The sequence below is a fragment of the Pseudomonas carassii genome, assembly GCF_036324045.1.
Classification (GTDB): domain Bacteria; phylum Pseudomonadota; class Gammaproteobacteria; order Pseudomonadales; family Pseudomonadaceae; genus Aquipseudomonas; species Aquipseudomonas peradeniyensis.
In genome coordinates this window covers 1-21,491 of record NZ_JAZDCT010000041.1, presented here as the reverse complement: position 1 = coordinate 21,491, position 21,491 = coordinate 1, and the positions used below count along the sequence as shown (strand labels likewise).

The following is a 21,491-nucleotide window of genomic DNA, read 5'->3' as shown; positions in this document are numbered from 1 at the left end:
CCAGGCAGAACTAACTCAGGACCGGCAGCGTATCCACAGTCAGGGCATCAGGCAATCGGATCTCGACGGCAACCGGAAGGTGGTCGGAAATAGGCTGCGCCAGCACCTCGACACGCTCGAGCGTCAGGCTCGGGCTGAGCAGGATATGGTCAAGGCAACGCTGGGGGCGCCAGCTGGGGAAGGTGGCCTCGACCTGAGGCGCGATCAGGCCAAGATCGCGCAGTGGCGAGTGGTCGATCAGGTCGTTGGCATGGGTGTTCATGTCACCCATGAGGATCTGGTGGCGATAGCCACCGATCAGCTCGCGGATGTAGGCCAACTGGCGGGCGCGGGTCTTGGCGCCAAGGGCCAGGTGCATCATCACCACGATCAGCGCATCCTCGCCTTCGCCAAAGCGCACCAGAATCGCCCCGCGGCCGGACGGGCCGGGCAGGGGGTGGTCTTCCAGATGCTGGGGCTTGAGGCGGCTGAGCACGCCGTTGCTGTGCTGGGCGAAACGCCCGAGGTTGCGGTTGAGCTGCTGGTACCAGTAAGGGAAGGCGCCCAGTTGTGCCAGGTGCTCCACCTGGTTGACGAAGCCGGAGCGCAGGCTGCCGCCGTCGGCCTCCTGCAGGGCCACCAGGTCGAAGTCGCCGAGCAGGTCGCCGATCTTCTGCAGGTTGCCGGCGCGCCCGTTGTGCGGCAGCAGGTGCTGCCAGCTGCGGGTGACATAGTGCCGATAACGCTCGGTACTGATGCCGACCTGGATGTTGAAGCTGAGCAGCCGCAGGCGACCATCTTCCGGCAGGCCGGTGGCCCGCAGGTGATGCTCGTTGACCTGCGGCTGGGGCAGGCCAATGCCTCGCGTGGCACGCAAGCGCATGGCGGTCGCCGCTTACTTAGCGGCGCGCTCCTTGGCGATCAGTTGGTCGGCGACGTTCAGCACGCCTTCCGGACCACCGGCAGTGCCCAGGTCGAAGCGATACTTGCCGTTGACGACCATGCTCGGAACGCCGGTGATTTCGTACTTCTTGGCCAGTTCCTTGGCCTGGTTGACCTGGCCCTTGATGGCGAAGGAGTTGAAGGTGGCCAGGAACTTGTCCTTGTCCACGCCCTGGGTGGCCAGGAAGTCGGCCATGTCGTTCGGGTCAGTCAGGCGCTTGCGCTGATTCTGGATGGCGTCGAATACCGCGGCGTGAACCTTGTGCTCCACGCCCATGGCTTCGAGGGTCAGGAACATCTGGCCATGGGCATCCCATGGGCCGCCGAACATGGCCGGGATGCGTTTGAAGTTGACGTCCTTCGGCAGTTTTTCAGCCCAGGGGTTGATGACCGGTTCGAAGTGGTAGCAGTGCGGGCAGCCGTACCAGAACAGCTCGACGACTTCGATCTTGCCAGGCACCGATACCTGAACGGGGTTGCTCAGCTCGATATATTCCTTGCCGGCGGTGGCAGGCTCCGCGGCCTGCACGGCGGCCATACCGAATACGCTGGCGGCGACCAGCGCGGCGCTGAGAATCAGTTTACGCATGCTTTACTCCTGAGCAGTCTTTGGTCGCCTCGACGCGACCCGTGTAGGACAGGCCGGGAAGGGCTCGAGTTCTGTAGTGTAACGGCTATGGACAGAAAAAAGGGCAGCCTGGGCTGCCCTTTTCATCTTTAGCGCTGATGCATTAACCGAGTGTTAACGCGTATGTCAGTGCAGGCCCTGAATGTAGCTGGACAGCGCTTCGATGTCCTTGTTGCTCAGCTTGCCGGCGATGGTGCGCATGGTCATGGCGTCGCCGTCGTTGGTGCGGTTGCCTTCGCGGAAGTCGGTCAGCTGCTTGCTGACGTACTGCGCGTGCTGGCCGCTCAGGTGCGGGAATTTCGCCAGGGCGATACCCGCGCCGTTGGGCGAGTGGCAGCCGGTGCAGGCGGGCATGCCTTTCTCGAGGTTGCCGCCATTGAACAGGGCACGGCCACGCTCGACCAGTTTCGGGTCGGCGGCGCCCACGCTGCCTTTCTGGCTGGCAAAATAGGCGGCGATATCGGCCAGGTCCTGGTCGTTGAAGTTGGCCAGCATGCCGGTCATCTCCAGCACGGTACGCTTGCCGTCCTTGATGTCATGCAGCTGCTTGTTCAGGTAGGGCTCACCTTGGCCGGCGAGTTTCGGGAAGTTCGGTGCCAGGCTGTTGCCGTCAGGGTTGTGGCAGGCCCCACAGACAGCTGTTTTGGCCTGACCGGCAGCAGCATCGCCTTTGATGGGTCCCGCAGCAGTTGCCGCACCTGCGACCCCCATGGTCAACAGCAGACTCACGAATAGTTTGTTCATCAGCTAATCCAACACGGCTAAGGGTGAAATGTTATGTATCGGGACTGCCGCTCATCCAAAGGATGACCAAACGGTAGTCCTCGGCACTGCAGTCCATGCACAATCCACGCGGCGGCATAGCCTTGAAACCCTGTGTAACATGCACCACCAGTTGCTCCATGCCTCGCGCCAGCCTTGGCTCCCAGGCCGCCCGGTCACCGCTTTTGGGTGCCTGGGGCAGTTGTCCGGCGTGACAGGCCGCGCACGTGCGGTTGTACAACGCCTCGGGATCCTGTGTAGCCTGTGCGCTGAAAAACGGCAGGAACATACCGACAGCAAGCAGCCATTTCGCCATGCGAAACGACCTGACAGGGTTGGGGGCCGCGCTGCGTTCTGTTGCGCGAGCTATTGTTCGACACCCCATGCTCAATTGCCTTCGCTGGGCGAATGAGCACACAAAAACTGGGGCATTATATACTTCCGCCAGCCAAACGGAAACGACACCGCTTGCCAGGCCTGGTCCTACGCCTCCAGCGCTGGGCAACACCCACATCGGAAATCCCATGCAAGTCAAGAACCCCATCCTCGGCCTCTGCCAGAAAGCCAAATTCGCCCTCAGCGCCGCCAAGGTCGAACAATGCCCCGAAGACCAGGGTTACGAGGTGGCTTTCGCCGGCCGTTCCAACGCCGGTAAATCCAGCGCCCTCAACACCCTGACCCACGCCAGCCTGGCGCGCACCTCGAAGACCCCCGGGCGCACCCAGCTGCTGAATTTCTTCAGTCTGGACGATGAACGGCGTTTGGTCGACCTGCCGGGCTACGGTTATGCAAAAGTGCCGATTCCGCTCAAGCAGCACTGGCAGAAACACCTGGAAGCCTACTTGGGCAGCCGCGAGTGCCTGCGCGGGGTGATCCTGATGATGGACACCCGCCACCCGATGACCGACTTCGACAAGATGATGCTCGACTGGGCCAAGGCCAGCGGCATGCCCATGCACATCCTGCTGACCAAGGCCGACAAGCTGACCCATGGCGCCGGCAAGAACACCCTGCTCAAGGTGCAGGCGGAAATCCGCAAGGGCTGGGGCGATGCGGCGACCATCCAGCTGTTTTCGGCGCCCAAGCGCCAGGGGCTGGAAGAGGCCTACCGGGTGCTGGCGGACTGGATGGAGCTGGAAGACAAGCCGGTGGCGTGAGGCGATACCCGCCTTTGTAGGAGCGGCCTTGTGCCGCGAAAGGGCAGCACAGCAGCCCCGGCAGTCTTGAGTCAGCCTCGAGATCCTGGGGCCGCTACACGCCCCTTTCCGGCCGGTCCGACGCCTCGGCAAGGCCGCTCCTACACACGGGCTGTGTGGAACCCTGAATTCCGGGCAAAAAAAACCCCGGACTTCGTATGGGGAGGGGGAAGTTCGGGGTCCAAGTCCGGACCGCTAGGGCGGGGTCCAGATATCTGCCAACACTTAACACAACATAGGAGCATCGAAAGGCTTCACCAGCCATTCAGTACCTCTGAGTGGCGGTTCACCGGTTTAGTTCCGAGCCCCTCGAAACTATTTGCGATAGTTTCATGAAACTCCCGATCTAAGGCCCGAGGCCAGCACCGGATCCGCGACACTACGCCGCAGATCCTACACAGCTTTCACACGGCGTTTAGTGAGCTTCGTCCCAATTCGAGCCAACGCCCACTTCAACCAGCAGCGGCACATCGAGTTCCGCGGCACCGCTCATGTAGCCACGAATTTCATCTTTCACCTGCTCGACCAGGTCCTCGCGCACTTCGAGCACCAGTTCGTCGTGCACCTGCAGGATCACTCGCGCATCCAGCTTGCTGTCGGTCAGCCAGTTGTCCACCGCCACCATGGCGCGCTTGATGATGTCCGCCGCAGTGCCCTGCATCGGGGCGTTGATCGCGGTACGCTCGGCGCCTTTGCGCAGGGCCGGGTTCTTGGCGTTGATATCCGGCAGGTACAGGCGACGGCCGAACAGGGTCTCGACGAAGCCCTGCTCGGCGGCCTGGGCGCGGGTGCGCTCCATGTAGGCCAGCACGCCGGGATAACGGGCGAAATAGCGGTCGATGTAGTCCTGGGACTGCTTGCGGTCGACGCCGATCTGCTTGGCCAGGCCGAACGCGCTCATACCGTAGATCAGGCCGAAGTTGATCGCCTTGGCGCTGCGGCGCTGGTCAGTGGTGACGTCCGCCAGGGCCACGCCGAACACTTCGGCGGCGGTGGCGCGGTGCACGTCCAGGTCGTTGCGGAAGGCATGCAGCAGGCCTTCGTCCTTGGCCAGGTGGGCCATGATGCGCAGCTCGATCTGCGAATAGTCCGCCGCCAGCAGCCTATAACCGGGGCTGGCGACGAAAGCCTGGCGAATGCGCCGGCCTTCGGCGGTGCGCACCGGGATGTTCTGCAGGTTCGGGTCGCTGGACGACAGCCGGCCGGTGGCAGCCACGGCCTGCTGGTAGGAGGTGTGGATCCGCCCGGTGCGCGGGTTGATCTGCCCCGGCAGCTTGTCGGTGTAGGTGCTCTTGAGCTTGCTCAGGCTGCGGTACTGCATGAGCACCTTGGGCAGCGGGTAGCCTTGCTCGGCCAGGTCATCCAGGACCGCCTCGGCGGTGGACGGCTGGCCCTTGGCGGTCTTGCTCAGCACCGGCATGCCCAGCTTGTCGTAGAGGATCGCGCCCAGCTGCTTGGGCGAGCCCAGGTTGAATTCCTCGCCGGCCAGGGCGTATGCCTCACGCTCCAGCTCGACCAGCTTCGCCCCCAGCTCGCCGCTCTGCACGCCGAGCAGCGCGGCGTCGACCAGCGCACCCTGGCGCTCGATCTTCGCCAGCACCGGCACCAGCGGCATCTCGATGTCCATCAGCACCGGCAGCACGCTCGGCGTCTTGGCCAGGCGCGCCTGCAACGCGTGGTGCAGGCGCAGGGTGATGTCGGCGTCCTCGGCCGCGTAGGGGCCGGCCTTCTCCAGGGGGATCTGGTTGAAGGTCAGTTGCTTGGCGCCCTTGCCGGCGATGTCCTCGAAACCGATGGTGGTGTGGTCCAGGTACTTCTGCGCCAGGCTGTCCATGTCGTGACGGGTGGCAGTGGAGTCGAGCACATAGGACTCGAGCATGGTGTCGTAGGCCACGCCGCGCATCAGGATGGCCGGGCTGCCGTTGGCCAGGATGTTGATGTCGTACTTGGCGTTCTGGCCGATCTTGCCCTTGGCCGGGTCTTCCAGCAGGGGCTTGAGGGCCAGCAGCACGGCGTCACGGTCGAGCTGGGCGGGGGCGCCTTCGTAATCGTGGGCCAGCGGCACGTAGGCGGCCTCGTGGGGCTCGACGGCGAACGACAGGCCGACCAGTTGCGCCTGCTGCGCGTCGAGGCCGGTGGTCTCGGTGTCGAAGGCGAACAGTGGCGCCTGGCGCAGCTTCTCCAGCCAGGCGTCGAAACGCGCCTGGTCGAGGATGGTCTCGTACTTCGGCTCGACCTTCTCGGCCACAGGCTCGATGTCGGCAGCAACGCTGTCACCGGCCTTGGGCGCGCTGCGCTGGACTTCGGCCACCCAGCTCTTGAACTCCATCTCGGTGTACAGCGCCAGCAGCGCCTCGCGGTCCGGCTCGCCGCAGACCAAGGCTTCCACTTCGACATCCAGCTCGACATCGCACTTGATGGTCGCCAGCTCGTAGGACAGGAAAGCCGCGTCGCGGTGCTCCTCGAGCTTCGCCGGCAGGGTCTTGGCGCCACGGATGGCCAGGGCCGGCACCTTGTCGAGGTTGTCGTACAGGTCGCGCAGGCCACCGCCGATGCCGGTCAGCAGGCCGACCGCGGTCTTCTCGCCAACGCCCGGCACGCCGGGGATGTTGTCGACCTTGTCACCCATCAGGGCGAGAAAATCGATGATGTGCTCGGGACCTACGCCGAACTTCTCGTGCACGCCAGCGATGTCCAGCACGCTGCCGGTCATGGTGTTGACCAGGGTGACGTGGCCGTCCACCAGCTGGGCCATGTCCTTGTCGCCGGTCGAGATGATCACCGGGCGGCCGGCAGCGGCGGCACTGCGGGCCAAGGTGCCGATAACGTCGTCAGCCTCCACGCCCTCGACGCACAGCAGCGGGTAGCCGAGGGCGCGGACGCTGGCGTGCAGCGGCTCGACCTGCACCCGCAAATCGTCAGGCATGCTCGGGCGGTTAGCCTTGTACTCGGCGAACATGGCGTCGCGGAAGGTCCCGCCCTTGGCGTCGAAAACCACCGCGAACAGGCTGTCCGGGTACTGCTTGCGCAGGCTCTTGAGCATGTTCAGCACGCCCTTGACCGCGCCAGTGGGCAAGCCCTTGGAAGTGGTCAGCGGCGGCAGCGCGTGAAAGGCGCGGTAGAGGTAGGACGAACCGTCCACCAGGACGAGGGGCGCTAGGCTCATGAGGAGAATCAACCTTTTCGACGGGTCCGGCGCTAGAATAGCCGGATCAATGACGACAAAAGGACTAGGTTATCATGCGCACACCCATTCGCCTGTTACTGCTCGGTCTGCTGGCCACCATGCCGGTCGTCACCCTGGCGGCGGACGAAGCCCCATCGGCCGATCCCGATGTAACCATTCGCACGGAAGGCGACAAGACCATCCAGGAGTACCGTCAAAACGGCTTCCTGTATGCGATCAAGGTCACGCCGAAAGGCGGCAAGCCTTATTTCCTGGTACGCGCCGATGGCTCCGAAGGCAATTTCATTCGTTCCGACCAGCCGGACATGCTGATTCCGTCCTGGAAGATCTTCGAGTGGTAAGCTAGTAACGCGTATCGTTCTTATCAACCAGGCACTTCCGGCGGAAGTGCCCGCATGGGCAATTCTTCAACATGTCAGTCTTCACCCCTGTGTCCCGGCCTGAGCTGGAAACCTTTCTGGCGCCGTACGAGCTGGGTCGCCTGCTCGATTTCCAGGGCATCGCCGCCGGTACCGAGAACAGCAATTTCTTCGTCAGCCTGGAAAAGGGGGAGTTCGTCCTCACACTGATCGAGCGCGGGCCGGCTGAAGACATGCCGTTCTTCATCGAGCTGCTCGACGTGCTGCACGCTGCCGACATGCCGGTGCCCTACGCCCTGCGCGACCGCGACGGCAACGGCCTGCGCGAGCTGTGCGGCAAGCCGGCGCTGCTGCAGCCACGGCTGTCGGGCAAGCACATCAAGGCGCCGAACAACCAGCACTGTGCCCAGGTCGGCGAGCTGTTGGCGCATATCCACCTGGCCACCCGCGAGCACATCATCGAGCGCCGCACCGACCGTGGCCTGGACTGGATGCTGGAATCGGGCGCCGAGTTGCTGCCGGGCCTGAATCTGGAACAGGCCGGGCTGCTGCAGCCGGCACTGGCGGAAATCACCGCGCACAAGGCGCAGATCCTCGCCCTGCCCAAGGCCAACCTGCACGCCGACCTGTTCCGCGACAACGTGATGTTCGAAGGCACCCACCTGACCGGGCTGATCGACTTCTACAACGCCTGCTCCGGGCCGATGCTGTATGACATCGCCATCACCGTGAACGACTGGTGCCTGGACGAGCAGGGCGGTATCGACCTGCCGCGCGCCCAGGCCCTGCTGGGCGCCTATGCGGCGCTGCGGCCGTTCACCGCCGCCGAGGCCGAGCTGTGGCCGGTGATGCTGCGGGTGGCCTGCGTGCGCTTCTGGCTGTCGCGCCTGATCGCGGCGCAGGCATTCGCCGGGATGGACGTGATGATCCATGACCCGAGCGAGTTCGAAGTGCGTCTGGCGCAGCGCCAGCAGGTGGCGCTGAAGCTGCCGTTCGCGCTCTAAAGGGCGATAACGCAACCTGTAGGAGCGGCCTTGCGCCGCGAAAGGGGTGCGAAGCACCCCCCAGATCTGCGCATCAAGCTGATATTGCCGGGGCCGCTATGCGGCCCTTTCCGGCCGGTCCGACGCCTCGGCAAGGCCACTCCTACAGTTGTTCCAGGCAACCGGTCAGGTCGCTGCCCAGCTTCTCCAGCAAACGCTCATAGCCCCTGGCATCCACCGCATCGCTGCCCCCCAGCGCATCCAGCTCCGCCAGGCGCACCGGCAAACCAGCGGTCAGCGTCTCGGCCAGGCGCGGGCGCAGCGGCGGCTCGCTGAACACACAGGTCTTGCCCACCGCCTGCAGGCGCTTGCGCATGGCGGCGACGTGCTGCGCGCCTGGCTGCACTTCCGAGGCGACGCTGAACACACCGGCGTGCTTCAGGCCATAGGCGGCCTCGAAGTAGTCGAAGGCCTCGTGGAACACGAAGTACGGCTTGCCGGCGATCCCCGCCACCCGCTGCTTGATCCGTCCATCCAGGGCATCCATGCGCTCGACGAACAGCTTGAGGTTGGCCTGGTAGCGCGGCGCATTGGCCGGATCCGCTGCCGCCAGGTCACCGGCCATCTTCGTCGCGATCACCCGGGCATTCACCGACGACAGCCACAGGTGCGCGTCAAGGCTGCCCGGACGGTGGTCATGGTCGTGATCGTCGTGGTCTTCCTCGTCGTGGGAGTGGCTGTCCTCGCCGAAGTGGCGCAGCTGCAGGCCTGACAGCGACTGCACGGCCACGGTCGGCTTGGCGCGGCTCTTCAACACACGGGGCAGGAAGCCTTCCATGTCCGGGCCGATCCAGTACAACAGGTCGGCATCGGCAACCTTGCGCACGTCGGAGGGGCGCAGCGCGTAGTTGTGTGGGGAGGCGCCCGGCGGCAGCAGCACGTCGGGGCTGCCGACACCGTCCTGGACGGCGGCGGCGATCTGCTGCAGAGGCTTGATGCTGGTCAGCACGCGCACGTCGGCGTGGGCCGAAAAAGCGATGAAAGCGACAAAGAGGGCAAGGAATCGGGACACGGTGGATACTCGGGTCGTCAGAAACAGGTAACATAATAACGTCTCCATCCTGAACCGTCGCTGCCCATGTCCATCACGCCGCTGGCCCACCGTCCCCACGATCATTCCCACTGCGTCCACAGTGCGCTGGCCGAGGCCGACGCGCTGTGCAACCGTCAGGGCCTGCGCCTGACCGCCCTGCGCCGCCGCGTGCTGGAGCTGGTGTGGCAAAGCCACAAGCCGCTGGGCGCCTACGACATCCTCGCCGTGCTCAGCGAGCAGGACGGCCGCCGCGCCGCGCCGCCCACCGTCTATCGGGCGCTGGACTTCCTGCTGGAGAATGGCCTGGTGCACCGCATCGCCTCGCTCAACGCCTTCATCGGCTGCAGCCACCCCGAGCATGCGCACCAGGGCCAGTTCCTGATCTGCCGCGCCTGCCATGTGGCCATCGAGCTCGAGCAGAACAGCATCAGCGACGCCATCGTCAGCAGCGCCAAGGCCGTGGGCTTCGCCGTAGAGACGCAGACGGTCGAAGTGGTCGGCCTGTGCGGCAACTGCCGGGGCAAGGCATGAGCGACGCCCTGATCCGCCTCGAGCAGGTCGGCGTCAGCTTCGGCGGCGAGGCGGTGCTCGACAGCATCGACCTGGCCGTCGCGCCCGGGCAGATCGTCACCTTGATCGGCCCCAACGGCGCCGGCAAGACCACGCTGGTGCGCGCCGTGCTCGGCCTGCTCAAGCCGCACCAAGGCAAGGTGTGGCGCAAGCCGAAACTGCGTATCGGCTACATGCCGCAGAAGATCCAGGTAGACGCCACGCTGCCGCTGTCGGTGCTACGCTTCCTGCGCCTGGTGCCCGGGGTAGACCGCGCGGCAGCCTTGGCGGCGCTGCAGGAAGTCGGCGCCGAGCAGGTGATCGACAGCCCGATCCAGACCATCTCCGGCGGCGAAATGCAGCGCGTGCTGCTGGCCCGCGCCCTGCTGCGCGAACCCGAACTGCTGGTGCTGGACGAACCGGTGCAAGGCGTCGACGTGGTCGGCCAGACCGAGCTGTACAACCTGATCACCCGCCTGCGCGACCGCCATGGCTGCGGCGTGCTGATGGTCTCCCACGACCTGCACCTGGTGATGAGCGCCACCGACCAGGTGGTCTGCCTCAACCGCCATGTGTGCTGCTCGGGCCACCCGGAGCAGGTCAGCAACGACCCGGCCTTCGTCGAGCTGTTCGGCCAGAACGCGCCGAGCCTGGCCATCTACCACCACCATCACGATCACAGCCACGACCTGCACGGCTCGGTGATCGCCCCCGGCGCCCATGTCCACGGAGAGCACTGCAAGCATGGCTGATTTTCTTCTCTACGCCCTGCTTGCCGGCCTGTCGCTGGCGCTCGTCGCCGGTCCGCTGGGCTCCTTCGTGGTCTGGCGGCGCATGGCCTACTTCGGCGACACCCTGTCCCACGCCGCGCTGCTTGGCGTGGCGCTGGGCTTCGCCCTGGACGTCAGCCCGGCGCTGGCGGTAACCGTCGGCTGCCTGTTGCTGGCGATCCTGCTGGTGACCCTGCAACAGCGCCAGCCACTGGCCTCGGACACCCTGCTCGGCATCCTCGCCCCCAGCACCCTGTCGCTGGGCCTGGTGGTGCTGAGCTTCATGCACGATGTGCGCATCGACCTGATGGCCTACCTGTTCGGCGACCTGCTGGCGATCAGCACCACCGACCTGGCCTGGATCCTCGGCGGCAGCGCGCTGGTGCTGGTACTGCTGGCGATGTTCTGGCGGCCGCTGCTGGCGGTTACCGTGCATGAGGAGCTGGCGATGGTCGAAGGCTTGCCGGTGGCCGGCCTGCGCCTGGCGCTGATGCTGCTGATCGCCGTGGTGATCGCGGTGGCGATGAAGATCGTCGGCGTGCTGCTGATCACCTCGCTGCTGATCATCCCGGCCGCCGCGGCACAGCGTCACGCCCGCTCGCCGGAACAGATGGCCGTGGGCGCCAGCCTGCTGGGGGTTACTGCGGTCTGCGGCGGCCTGGCGCTGTCCTGGTTCAAGGACACCCCGGCCGGGCCTTCGATCGTGGTCTGTGCGGCGGTGCTATTCTTGCTGAGCCTGGCGTTGCCGAAACGCTGAGATTCCAGGGCGCCTGCTGACGCGCCCTGCAACCTTTTCATCGCTTGAAGGTCTGACAAGACCAGTTTTCGAGCGTGCGCACCTGGGTGTAGACTTGCTCGCTTTTTGCGCAAATAGAGAGTCGCAGGAATGAAGCCGTTCGCCTCACGTTATCTGCTTGTTGCCGCGTTTTCCCTGTTCCTGGCCGCCTGCTCCAGCAAGCCGGCCGAGCAGCCGGTCGCGCCTGCCCAGCCGGATGCCTGGCAGCAGCTGGAACAAAGCATCGCCAGCAACGAACTGGCCACCGCCGAGGACCAGCTGGCCGCGCTGCAGGCCCAGGCACCGGGCGATGCGCGCCTCGAGCCGCACCAGCGCCAGCTGGCCGAGGCCTACCTGCAACGCAGCCGCATCGTCCTGCAAAAGGGCGATGTGAATGCCGCCGCTACCGCGCTGGCCCGCGCCCGGGCGCTGATGCCCCAGGCACCGGCCCTGACTGGCGGCGATGCCATGGCCCAGGCGCGCAAGGCCGAGCTGGAAAAGGCCGAGGCGGCGCTGAAGGCGGCCGAGTCCAAGCCCAAGGCCCGGGTCATCGACCCAACCGCGCCCAGCACCGTGGTGGCGTTGAAGACCACCGACAGCCGTGCGATGCGTCGCCAGCTGGATGACATCGCCGCCGACGTGGTGAACTACCAGTGCGAGGTGGTGTTCCAGGTGCCGCGCACCCAGGACGCGCCGTGGCTCAAGACCCTGCTGGAGAAGCGGGTACGCAAGCTCGACAGTGGTTTCGCGCTTGAGCAGAAGCATGAGATCCAGCGCTCGCTGCCAGCGCAGGTGGTCTTGATCCCTCATCAGCAGTGAACAATCGCGGGGCAAGCCCGCTCCAATTCAAGATTGCCGGGGCTGCTTTGCAGCCCTTTCGCGACACAAGGCCGCTCCTACAGGGATCGCATAACTCCTGTAGGAGCGGCCTTGTGTCGCGAAAGGGTCGCAAAGCGACCCCGGCAATTCCAAGCCGAGCACCAATTATCGACACTGAAAGGGCTGATTCTTACGCTGGTATCGCCTCGGCAACAGCCTCCCGCGCCCACACTCGATGCCCCTCTAGCGCCTTGAAGAACCCATCGAACGCCTTCTGCCCATCCCCCAGCAGCAGCCCCGCGTCCTCCTTCAGCCCCAGTTTGTTCAGCAGCAGCTTGCCTTCACTGCTTACCCCAATCGGCTTGAGATGCTTATAGGCCTCCAGCAGGAAATGCCTGGCCACGCCGCTTTTCTCCAGCGCCTCCAGCGACACCTTGCCCGCCGGCACCCACACGCCATCGAACATCACCGACGGCATGCCTTCCATGGAGGCATCCACCGGCAGTGGCGTGCCATCGGCAGCCTTGACCGGCGCCAAGGTCGGCGCCAACAGCACGGGATGTGCGCGCTTGGCCTCCAGCGCCTTCACCACCTTGTCGACGCTGCCAGCCTCCACGCCATCGGTCACCAAAATGGCGACCTTGCGCCCACTGATGCCAATCGCACCGGGATGGTTCATCTGGCTCAAGGCCTTTGACTGCGCGGGCTTGCTGCCTTTTACCTTGACCGTGCCGGCCTTGGGCGCCGGCAACCCGAGGTTGGTCGCCACCGCCGCCGCCAGCTTGAGGTCGATGTTGGCGAGGATCTCGTTCACCTCCCGGGCGCGAATCGCCTCGCGCTCCACCTTGCCCAGCTCGAAGCTGTAGGCCTTGATGATGTGCTGCTGCTCCGTCGGGCTCATGCTCTGGAAGAACAACCGGGCCTGGGAAAAATGATCGCCGAACGACGCGCTGCGCTGGCGGATCTTGTGGGCATCGATACGCTCCCCATAGCTCTTGAAGCCGCCATCCCGCGCGGCGGGCGGCGTCTCTTGCGGCCAGCCGCCATCGATGGAGTTGGGCTCGTAGGCGGCGCGGCCCTTGTCGAGGGTCATGCGGTGCATGGCATCGCGCTGGCTGCTGTGGTTGGGCGCGACAGGGCGGTTGATCGGGATCTCATGGAAGTTCGGCCCACCCAGGCGGCTGATCTGGGTATCGGTGTAGGAGAACAGCCGGCCCTGCAGCAGCGGGTCGTTGCTGAAGTCGATGCCCGGGACGATATGCCCCGGGCAGAAGGCGATCTGTTCGACCTCGGCGAAGAAGTTGTCGGGGTTGCGGTCGAGCACCATCCTGCCCAGCGGCGTCACCGGCACCAGCTCTTCGGGGATGAGCTTGGTCGGGTCGAGCAGGTCGAAGTCGAACTTGTGCTCATCGGCCTCAGGGACGATCTGCACGCCCAGCTCCCACTCCGGGTAATGGCCGGTCTCGATGGCCTCCCACAGGTCGCGGCGGTGGTAGTCGGTATCCTTGCCCGCCAGCTTCTGCGCCTCGTCCCACAGCACCGAATGCACGCCCTGGCGCGGCTTCCAGTGGAACTTGACGAAGCTTCCCACGCCCTCGGCGTTGACCAGGCGGAAGGTATGCACGCCAAAGCCTTCCATCATCCGCAGGCTGCGCGGGATGGCGCGGTCGGACATGGCCCACATGACCATGTGCGCCGACTCCGGCACCAGCGAGACGAAGTCCCAGAAGGTGTCGTGGGCCGAGCCGCCAGTGGGCATCTCGTTGTGCGGCTCGGGTTTCACCGCGTGGACGAAGTCGGGAAACTTGATCGCGTCCTGGATGAAGAACACCGGCATGTTGTTGCCGACCAGGTCGAAGTTGCCCTCGTCGGTGTAGAACTTCACCGCGAAACCTCGCACATCACGCACCGTGTCGCCCGAGCCACGTGGCCCCTGCACGGTGGAGAAACGCACGAACACCGGGGTGATCTTCTCGGGATCCTGCAGGAAACCGGCCTTGGTCAGTTCGCCATGGCAGCCGTAGCTCTGGAAATAGCCGTGGGCACCACAGCCCCGGGCATGGACAATGCGCTCCGGTATGCGCTCATGATCGAAGTGGGTGATCTTCTCGCGCATGATGAAGTCTTCGAGCAGCGAAGGCCCACGGGCGCCGGCCTTGAGGCTGTTCTGGTTGTCGGCGATCCTCACGCCCTGGTTGGTGCGCAGCGCCTGGCCGCTGGCGTCGCTGCGAAAGGCTTCCAGGCTCTGCAACTTGGCGTTGGTGTTGGCCTTGTCAGGGGTATCGGTGCCCGCGACCGGGCTCGGCTGCGGCGCCTGGGGCTTCTTGCTGGGCATCTTCGGCTCTCCTCATCAGTACTCGGCTTGTTCAAGTAGATGACTGGGAGGCCGTCGGATGCGTTCAATCGGATTGCCGACCGTCGCGATATGCCGATTGGATTGGAGCATTGCGAAATTAATGCTAAGAACAGGCAGGGGAAAAGGCTAAAATGCGCGACCCCGGCTAACCGCTGACCCAAATTCCATGCGCCCCACAAGGTTCGCTCAGTGATCGAGTTTCAAAATGTCCACAAGACCTACCGCGTCGCCGGTAGGGATATCCCGGCCCTGAACCCGACCAGCCTGACCATCGAAGATGGCCAGGTGTTCGGCCTGATCGGCCACTCCGGTGCCGGCAAGAGCACCATGCTGCGTCTGATCAACCGCCTCGAGGAGCCGTCCGGCGGCAAGATCGTGGTCGACGGCGAGGACGTCACCGCCTTCGACGCCAACCAGTTGCGCCGCTTCCGCCAGCAGGTCGGGATGATCTTCCAGCACTTCAACCTGCTGGCGTCCAAGACCGTCGCCGACAACGTCGCCCTGCCACTGGTGCTGGCCGGCGAGCTGTCGCGTGGCGAGATCGACAAGCGCGTCACCGAACTGCTGGCCCGCGTCGGCCTGTCCGAGCACGCGAAGAAGTACCCGGCGCAGCTGTCGGGCGGGCAGAAGCAGCGTGTCGGCATCGCCCGCGCCCTGTCCACCAACCCGAAGATCCTGCTGTGCGACGAGGCCACCAGCGCCCTCGACCCGCAGACCACCGCCTCGGTGCTGCAACTGCTGGCCGAGATCAACCGCGAGCTGAAGCTGACCATCGTGCTGATCACCCACGAAATGGACGTGATCCGCCGGGTCTGCGACCGCGTGGCGGTGATGGACGCCGGGCAGATCGTCGAACAAGGCCCGGTGGCCGACGTGTTCCTGCACCCGCAGCACGCCACCACCCGGCGCTTCGTCCAGGAGGACGAGCAGGTCGACGAGAACGAGCAACGCGACGACTTCGCCCATGTGCCGGGCCGCATCGTGCGCCTGACCTTCCAGGGCTGCGCCACCTACGCGCCGCTGCTGGGCACCGTGGCCCGCGAAACCGGTGTCGACTACAGCATCCTGGCCGGACGCATCGACCGCATCAAGGATATTCCCTATGGCCAGCTGACCCTCGCCTTGATCGGCGGAGACATGGACGCGGCATTCGCCCGCTTCACTGCAGCTGACGTACATATGGAGGTACTGCGTTGATGGACGCCCTGAATTTCTTCGCCAACGTCGACTGGGCCGAAATCTGGCTGGCCAGCATCGACACCATGATCATGCTGTTCGGCTCGCTGTTCTTCACCGTGCTGCTGGGCCTGCCGCTGGGCGTGCTGCTGTTCCTCTGCGGGCCGCGGCAGATGTTCGAGCAGAAGGGCGTCTACGCGCTGCTGTCGCTGGTGGTGAACATCCTGCGCTCGCTGCCGTTCATCATCCTGCTGATCGTGATGATCCCGATCACGGTCCTGATCACCGGCACCTCGCTGGGTGTCGCGGGGGCCATTCCTCCGCTGGTGGTGGGGGCCACGCCGTTCTTCGCGCGCCTGGTGGAAACCGCCCTGCGCGAGGTGGATCGCGGCATCATCGAAGCCACCCAGTCGATGGGCGCAACCACCCGCCAGATCATCACCAACGCCTTGCTGCCGGAGGCCCGTCCGGGCATCTTCGCGGCGATCACCGTCACCGCCATCACCCTGGTCTCGTACACCGCCATGGCCGGCGTGGTGGGCGCGGGCGGTCTGGGCGACCTGGCCATCCGCTTCGGCTACCAGCGTTTCCAGACCGACGTGATGGTGGTCACCGTGGTCCTGCTGCTGATCCTGGTGCAGGTGCTGCAGAGCGTCGGCGACAAGCTGGTCGTGCATTTTTCCCGTAAGTAACCCCAATGGGGTCGGCCTGGCCGACCCGTTCGGGGGCCGTCGCGGCCCTCACAAGGAGTGATCAATGAAGAAGCTGCTTGCTGTTGTCGCCGCCGTCGCGGCCTTCTCGGCCCACGCCGAGACCCTGACCGTCGCCGCCACCCCGGTGCCACACGCCGAGATCCTCAAGTTCGTCCAGCCACAGCTGGCCAAAGAGGGTGTGGAGCTGAAGGTCAAGGAATTCACCGATTACATCCAGCCGAACGTGCAGGTCGCGGAAAAGCGCCTGGACGCCAACTTCTTCCAGCACCAGCCGTACCTGGATGAGTTCAACAAGGCCAAGGGCACCCAGCTGGTCAGCGTTGCCGGCGTGCACCTGGAGCCGCTGGGCGCCTACTCGAGCAAGTACAAGAAGCTCGACGAACTGCCATCCGGCGCCACCGTGGTCATCCCCAACGACGCCACCAACGGCGGCCGTGCCCTGCTGCTGCTGGACAAGGCTGGCCTGATCAAGCTCAAGGACAGCAAGAACATCCTGTCGACCGTGAAGGACATCACCGGCAACGACAAGAAGCTGAAATTCCGCGAGCTGGAAGCGGCCACCATCCCGCGCGTGCTGACCCAGGTCGACCTGGCACTGATCAACACCAACTATGCGCTGGAAGCCAAGCTGAATCCGGAGAAGGACGCCCTGGTGATCGAAGGCAGCGATTCGCCTTACGTGAACATCCTGGTGGCCCGTCCGGACAACAAGGACGCCGATGCCATGAAGAAGCTGGCCGCGGCCCTGCATTCGCCTGAGGTGAAGCAGTTCATCACCGAGAAGTACAAGGGCGCGGTGATCCCGGCGTTCTGATCTGACATCCCCGGGGTCGCTCTGCGGCCCATCGCGGCACAAGGCCGCTCCTACAGAGGGACGCGATCTCCTGTAGGAGCGGCCTTGTGCCGCGATAGGGCTGCGCAGCAGCCCCAAAAAATGGCGCTCCAGCACAGACCAGCAAGAAGCGTTCCGTGCTGCTGAATGGATTCTACTCTACACGAACTGCGCCGCCGCGTTGGCCGAAGCCCAGGCCCACTGGAAGTTGAAACCGCCCAGGTGCCCGCTCACGTCCAGCACCTCGCCGATGAAGTACAGCCCGGGGCTTTTCAGCGACTCCATGGTCTTGGACGACACCTCGCGGGTATCCACGCCACCCAGGGTGACTTCCGCAGTGCGATAGCCCTCGGTGCCTGCGGGTACCACCTGCCAGGCCGCCAGTTTTTCGGCGATCTGGGTCAATTCCGCCGGGGTGTACTGCTTCAGCGGTTTCGAAACGAACCACTGCTCGGCCAGAAGGTTGGCCAGCTTGCGGGTGAACACCTCGCCCAGCACCGTCTTCAGTTCGCTGTTGGGGCGCTCGACTTGCTGGCCTTGCAGCCACTCCAGCGCGTCTCGGTCGGGCAGCAGGTTGATCTCCACCGTGTCGCCTGCTTCCCAGAACGACGAGATCTGCAGGATCGCCGGGCCGCTCAGGCCTCGGTGGGTGAACAACAGGTTCTCGCGGAAGCTCGTGCCATTGCAGCTGGCGACGCAGTCCAGCGAGGTACCCGACAGCTCGGTACACAGTGCCTTGAGCTGGGGCTCGGTGATGGTGAGCGGCACCAGGCCGGCGCGGGTCGGCAGCAGCTCATGGCCGAACTGGCGGGCGACCTGGTAGCCGAAGCCGGTGGCGCCCAGGGTCGGGATCGACAGGCCGCCGGTGGCGATCACCAGCGACTGGCAGGCGAACGGGCCGGCGCTGGTCTGCAGGGTGTAGCCGCCTTCGGTCTTGTCGATGCGCTCGATGCTGGTGTTCATGCGCAGTTCGGCGCCGGCCTCGTCGCACTCGGCCAGGAGCATGTCGAGGATGTCGCTGGACTTGTTGTCGCAGAACAGCTGGCCGAGCTTCTTCTCGTGGTACGGCACGCCGTGCTTGCACACCAGCTCGATGAAGTCCCACTGGGTGTAGCGGGCCAGCGCCGACTTGCAGAAGTGCGGGTTGTGCGAGAGGAAATTGGCGGGCTCGGTGTACATGTTGGTGAAGTTGCAGCGCCCGCCGCCGGACATGAGGATCTTCTTGCCCGGCTTGTTGGCGTGGTCGAGCAGCAGCACCCGGCGCCCGCGGCGGGCGCTGAGCTGGGCGCACATCAGGCCGGCGGCGCCGGCGCCGAGGATGATCACGTCGGTGGAGTGCACGAAATTACCTCTTCAAGAACTGGGCCCGCAAAGCGGCCCCAAAAAGTCTTCAGACGATACGGACTTTCAGGGCGCGACCCTTGATCTTGCCGCTGTTCAGTCGCTGCATGGCCTGCTTGGCCACCGCCCGCTCCACGGCGACGAACGCCACGAAGTCGAAGATGGCGATCTTGCCCACCTGCTTGCCCGGCAACCCGGCATCGCCAGTCAGCGCGCCGAGGATATCCCCCGGGCGCAGCTTGTCCTTGCGTCCGGCGCCGATGCACAGGGTGGTCATCGTCGGCAGCAGCGGCTCGCCGCCCTTGCTCTTGAGGTTGTCCAGCTGTTCCCAGCGCAGCGCCTTGTTCTGCAGGTCCTCGATGGCCTGGGCGCGGTGGCCTTCGGCCGGGGCCACCAGGCTGATCGCCACGCCTTTCTCGCCGGCGCGGCCGGTACGGCCGACGCGGTGCACGTGGATCTCGGCGTCACGGGCCAGCTCGACGTTGATCACCAGGTCCAGGCCGTCGATGTCCAGGCCACGGGCGGCGACGTCGGTGGCCACCAGCACCGAGCTGCTGCGGTTGGCGAACATGGTCAGCACCTGGTCGCGATCGCGCTGCTCCAGGTCGCCGTGCAGGGCCTGGGCGACGATGCCCTTGGCGGTCAGGTGGGTGACCAGGTCCTCGCACTGCTGCTTGGTGAAGCAGAACGCCACGCAGGACTGCGGACGGTAGTGGCCGAGCACGCGGGTCACCGCTTCCAGGCGCTGCTGCGGGTCGATCTCGATGAAGCGCTGTTCGATCTGGCTGTCGCTGTGCAGCGCCTCGACCTTGACCTGCTGCGGCTGGCGCATGAAGTCCTTGGCCAGTTGCTCGATGCCGGCCGGGTAGGTGGCGGAGAACAGCAGGGTCTGGCGGCGCGACGGGGTCTTGCCGATGATGCTGGCGATGGCGTCGAAGAAACCCATGTCGAGCATGCGGTCGGCTTCGTCCAGGACCAGGGTGTTGAGACCGTCGAGCACCAGGGTGCCTTTGTCCAGGTGTTGCTGGATGCGTCCCGGGGTGCCGACGATGATGTGCGCGCCGTGTTCCAGCGAGGCGATCTGCGGGCCGAGCGAGACGCCGCCGCACAGGGTGAGGATCTTGATGTTGTCCTCGGCGCGGGCCAGGCGGCGCAGCTCCTTGGCCACCTGGTCGGCCAGTTCGCGGGTCGGGCACAGCACCAGGGCCTGGCAGCCGAAGTAGCGCGGGTTGATCGGGTTGAGCAGGCCGATGCCGAAGGCGGCGGTCTTGCCGCTACCGGTCTTGGCCTGGGCGATCAGGTCCTGGCCTTTGAGGATGACCGGCAGGCTCTGGGCCTGGATCGGGGTCATCGAGGCGTAGCCCAGGGCGTCCAGGTTGGCCAGCATGGCGGCGGACAGCGGTAGGGTGGCAAAAGCGGTGGTTTCAACGGTCACGAGGCGGGCCTGCGGTGCGAAGCGAAAAATGTCGCATAGTCTACCAGCCTCATGGCCATTCGCCCTACGACTCGACGTGCTCTTCCGGACGACGGGCGCGCCTTCCGTCTGTCGGCGCCAGTTGCAGGAAGATCGCCGCCGCCAGCATGGCCATCACACCGATGGTGACGAAGGTCAGTTGGAAGGCGCCCAGGGTGCTCTGTACGCCATCGCCGCTACCGGCCGCGGTGAAACCGCCCAGCAAGGCGCCGGCGCAGGCCACGCCCAGGCTCAGCGACAGCTGCGCGACCACCGACAGCAGGCTGTTGCCGCTGCTGGCGCTGGCGTCGTCGAGGTCGATCAGGGTTACCGTGTTCATCGCTGTGAACTGCATCGAGTTGACCGCCCCCAGCAGCGCCAGTTGCACCAGCAGCACGGCATAGGGCGTCTGCTCGTCGACCAGCCCCAGGCTGGCCAGCAGCAGGCCCAGCAGCAGGGTGTTGCCGGTCAGCACGATGCGGTAGCCCAGGCGCTCGATCAGCGGCCGGGCGATGGACTTGGCGAGCATCGCCGCCGCCGCCAGCGGGATCATGCTCATGCCGGCCTGGGCCGGTGAATAGCCCAGCGCCACCTGCAGCAGCAACGGCACCAGGAAGGGCAGGGCGCCGCTGCCCAGGCGGGCGAACAGGTTGCCGAGAATGCCGATGGCGAAGGTCCGTACGCGGAACAGCGAGGGCGAGAACAGCGGCTCCGGATCACGCCCGGCGCGCAGCCAGTAGGCGGCCAGGCAGGCCATGCCGGCGAACAGCAACAGCATCACCCGCAGGTGCGGCAGGTGCAGTTCGCCCAGGCCCTCCATGGCGATGGTGATCAGCACCATCGCCGCGCCGAACAGCAGGAAGCCCGGGCCATCGAAGCTGGTGCGCTCGGCGCCGCGCAGGTCGGGGATGAACTTCCACACGGCGTAGCAGCCCAGTGCCCCCACCGGCAGGTTGATCAGGAAGATCCAGTGCCAGCTGAGAATCTCCACCAGCCAGCCACCCAGGGTCGGACCCAGCAGCGGGCCGAGCAGGCCGGGGATGGTGATGAAGCTCATGATCCGCACCAGTTCCGAGCGCGGGTAGGCGCGCAGCACCACCAGGCGCCCGACCGGTAGCATCAGCGCGCCGCCCAGGCCCTGGATCACCCGGGCCAGGATCAGGAAACCGAGGCTGTTGGCCATGGCGCACAACAGCGAACCGAAGCTGAACAGCAGGATGGCGCTGAAGAAGATGCGCTTGGTGCCGAAACGGTCGGCGATCCAGCCCGAGGCCGGGATCAGCAGGGCCACGGTGAGCATGTAGGCGATGATCACCCCCTGCATGCGCAGCGGGTCCTCGGCCAGGGAGCGGGCCATGGCTGGCAGCGCGGTGTTGAGGATGGTGCCGTCGAGCGACTGCATGAAGAAGGCGATGGCCACCACCCAGGGGATCCAGCGGGCGGTGACGGGGTCCAGCGGGGCACGGTCGGGCATGAGAAACCTCAGGCGAGTGTGGGGCCCATTGTGGGAGCAGGCTCGTGGGAGCGGGGGGGGGGGGGGGGGGGGGGGCGCGCGGGGGGGGGGGCGGGGGGCGCGGG

General features: G+C 65.5%; 20 protein-coding genes. 10 read left to right on the top strand and 10 right to left on the bottom strand.

What is annotated here, in order from left to right:
- Positions 1 to 10: 10 nt before the first annotated feature.
- The 4 genes from V0R62_RS23330 to V0R62_RS23315 all read right to left on the bottom strand — a co-directional run bounded on the left by V0R62_RS23330 (position 11) and on the right by V0R62_RS23315 (position 2,627).
- Complete coding sequence (locus V0R62_RS23330; protein WP_028688670.1) at positions 11 to 862, bottom strand: endonuclease/exonuclease/phosphatase family protein; 852 nt, start codon at positions 860 to 862, stop codon at positions 11 to 13.
- A gap of 12 nt (positions 863 to 874) precedes the next feature.
- The gene (dsbA, locus tag V0R62_RS23325; protein ID WP_023629400.1) at positions 875 to 1,510 is read right to left on the bottom strand and encodes a thiol:disulfide interchange protein DsbA; all 636 of its coding nucleotides are present in this window, start codon (positions 1,508 to 1,510) and stop codon (positions 875 to 877) included.
- Between the two features lie 165 nt (positions 1,511 to 1,675).
- Positions 1,676 to 2,293 carry a c-type cytochrome gene (locus tag V0R62_RS23320; RefSeq protein WP_028688672.1) on the bottom strand — a complete coding sequence of 206 codons (618 nt, stop codon included), beginning with the start codon at positions 2,291 to 2,293 and terminating at the stop codon, positions 1,676 to 1,678.
- Positions 2,294 to 2,324: 31 nt separating this feature from the next.
- Positions 2,325 to 2,627 (bottom strand): c-type cytochrome, encoded by a 303-nt coding sequence (locus V0R62_RS23315; protein ID WP_050703202.1) that lies wholly within the window; start codon positions 2,625 to 2,627, stop codon positions 2,325 to 2,327.
- Positions 2,628 to 2,835: 208 nt separating this feature from the next.
- Between V0R62_RS23315 and yihA the strand changes: the two genes are divergently transcribed.
- Entirely contained in the window at positions 2,836 to 3,468 is a 633-nt protein-coding gene (yihA, locus tag V0R62_RS23310; protein ID WP_110736025.1) for a ribosome biogenesis GTP-binding protein YihA/YsxC, read from the top strand.
- A 454-nt stretch (positions 3,469 to 3,922) separates the two neighbouring features.
- On the opposite strand, the gene polA is transcribed toward yihA, so the two are convergent.
- Positions 3,923 to 6,673, bottom strand: a complete 2,751-nt coding sequence (gene polA / locus V0R62_RS23305) for a DNA polymerase I (protein ID WP_330105403.1) — start codon at positions 6,671 to 6,673, stop codon at positions 3,923 to 3,925.
- A 74-nt stretch (positions 6,674 to 6,747) separates the two neighbouring features.
- Between polA and V0R62_RS23300 the strand changes: the two genes are divergently transcribed.
- Together V0R62_RS23300 and V0R62_RS23295 are read left to right on the top strand one after the other, a co-directional pair.
- Positions 6,748 to 7,035 (top strand): DUF2782 domain-containing protein, encoded by a 288-nt coding sequence (locus V0R62_RS23300; RefSeq protein ID WP_110736028.1) that lies wholly within the window; start codon positions 6,748 to 6,750, stop codon positions 7,033 to 7,035.
- Positions 7,036 to 7,106: 71 nt separating this feature from the next.
- On the top strand, positions 7,107 to 8,057 hold the full coding sequence (locus V0R62_RS23295) for a homoserine kinase (RefSeq protein WP_330105402.1): 951 nt from the start codon (positions 7,107 to 7,109) through the stop codon (positions 8,055 to 8,057).
- A 142-nt stretch (positions 8,058 to 8,199) separates the two neighbouring features.
- Here V0R62_RS23295 and V0R62_RS23290 read toward each other — a convergent pair whose 3' ends face one another.
- On the bottom strand, positions 8,200 to 9,156 hold the full coding sequence (locus V0R62_RS23290; protein WP_330105401.1) for a zinc ABC transporter substrate-binding protein: 957 nt from the start codon (positions 9,154 to 9,156) through the stop codon (positions 8,200 to 8,202).
- Positions 9,157 to 9,174: 18 nt separating this feature from the next.
- Between V0R62_RS23290 and zur the strand changes: the two genes are divergently transcribed.
- The 4 genes from zur (at position 9,175) to V0R62_RS23270 (ending at position 12,042) form a co-directional block, all read left to right on the top strand.
- Positions 9,175 to 9,660: a zinc uptake transcriptional repressor Zur gene (gene zur, locus V0R62_RS23285; RefSeq protein ID WP_028688679.1), complete on the top strand. Its 486-nt coding sequence runs from the start codon at positions 9,175 to 9,177 to the stop codon at positions 9,658 to 9,660.
- Positions 9,657 to 10,430 (top strand): zinc ABC transporter ATP-binding protein ZnuC, encoded by a 774-nt coding sequence (gene znuC, locus V0R62_RS23280; RefSeq protein WP_198745682.1) that lies wholly within the window; start codon positions 9,657 to 9,659, stop codon positions 10,428 to 10,430. The genes zur and znuC overlap by 4 nt, the downstream gene beginning before the upstream one ends.
- Complete coding sequence (gene znuB, locus V0R62_RS23275) at positions 10,423 to 11,205, top strand: zinc ABC transporter permease subunit ZnuB (RefSeq protein WP_050703194.1); 783 nt, start codon at positions 10,423 to 10,425, stop codon at positions 11,203 to 11,205. Before znuC ends, znuB begins: the two co-directional genes overlap by 8 nt.
- A 129-nt stretch (positions 11,206 to 11,334) precedes the next feature.
- A complete protein-coding gene (locus tag V0R62_RS23270; RefSeq protein ID WP_330105400.1) occupies positions 11,335 to 12,042 on the top strand; it encodes a PA5502 family lipoprotein in 708 nt (235 codons plus the stop codon).
- Between the two features lie 190 nt (positions 12,043 to 12,232).
- Here the strand turns inward: V0R62_RS23270 and katE are convergent, their stop codons facing one another.
- On the bottom strand, positions 12,233 to 14,377 hold the full coding sequence (katE, locus tag V0R62_RS23265; protein ID WP_330105399.1) for a catalase HPII: 2,145 nt from the start codon (positions 14,375 to 14,377) through the stop codon (positions 12,233 to 12,235).
- Positions 14,378 to 14,587: 210 nt separating this feature from the next.
- Between katE and V0R62_RS23260 the strand changes: the two genes are divergently transcribed.
- The 3 genes from V0R62_RS23260 to V0R62_RS23250 all read left to right on the top strand — a co-directional run bounded on the left by V0R62_RS23260 (position 14,588) and on the right by V0R62_RS23250 (position 17,101).
- Positions 14,588 to 15,595 (top strand): methionine ABC transporter ATP-binding protein, encoded by a 1,008-nt coding sequence (locus V0R62_RS23260; protein ID WP_330105398.1) that lies wholly within the window; start codon positions 14,588 to 14,590, stop codon positions 15,593 to 15,595.
- A complete protein-coding gene (locus V0R62_RS23255; protein WP_050703190.1) occupies positions 15,595 to 16,266 on the top strand; it encodes a methionine ABC transporter permease in 672 nt (223 codons plus the stop codon). Before V0R62_RS23260 ends, V0R62_RS23255 begins: the two co-directional genes overlap by 1 nt.
- 64 nt (positions 16,267 to 16,330) lie before the next feature.
- The gene (locus V0R62_RS23250; protein WP_330105397.1) at positions 16,331 to 17,101 is read left to right on the top strand and encodes a MetQ/NlpA family ABC transporter substrate-binding protein; all 771 of its coding nucleotides are present in this window, start codon (positions 16,331 to 16,333) and stop codon (positions 17,099 to 17,101) included.
- A 177-nt stretch (positions 17,102 to 17,278) separates the two neighbouring features.
- On the opposite strand, the gene V0R62_RS23245 is transcribed toward V0R62_RS23250, so the two are convergent.
- The 3 genes from V0R62_RS23245 to mdtD all read right to left on the bottom strand — a co-directional run bounded on the left by V0R62_RS23245 (position 17,279) and on the right by mdtD (position 21,387).
- Positions 17,279 to 18,460 (bottom strand): BaiN/RdsA family NAD(P)/FAD-dependent oxidoreductase, encoded by a 1,182-nt coding sequence (locus V0R62_RS23245; protein ID WP_330105396.1) that lies wholly within the window; start codon positions 18,458 to 18,460, stop codon positions 17,279 to 17,281.
- Between the two features lie 49 nt (positions 18,461 to 18,509).
- On the bottom strand, positions 18,510 to 19,847 hold the full coding sequence (gene dbpA, locus V0R62_RS23240) for an ATP-dependent RNA helicase DbpA (protein WP_330105419.1): 1,338 nt from the start codon (positions 19,845 to 19,847) through the stop codon (positions 18,510 to 18,512).
- A gap of 112 nt (positions 19,848 to 19,959) precedes the next feature.
- Entirely contained in the window at positions 19,960 to 21,387 is a 1,428-nt protein-coding gene (gene mdtD, locus V0R62_RS23235; RefSeq protein WP_330105395.1) for a multidrug transporter subunit MdtD, read from the bottom strand.
- Between the last annotated feature and the right edge of the window lie 104 nt (positions 21,388 to 21,491).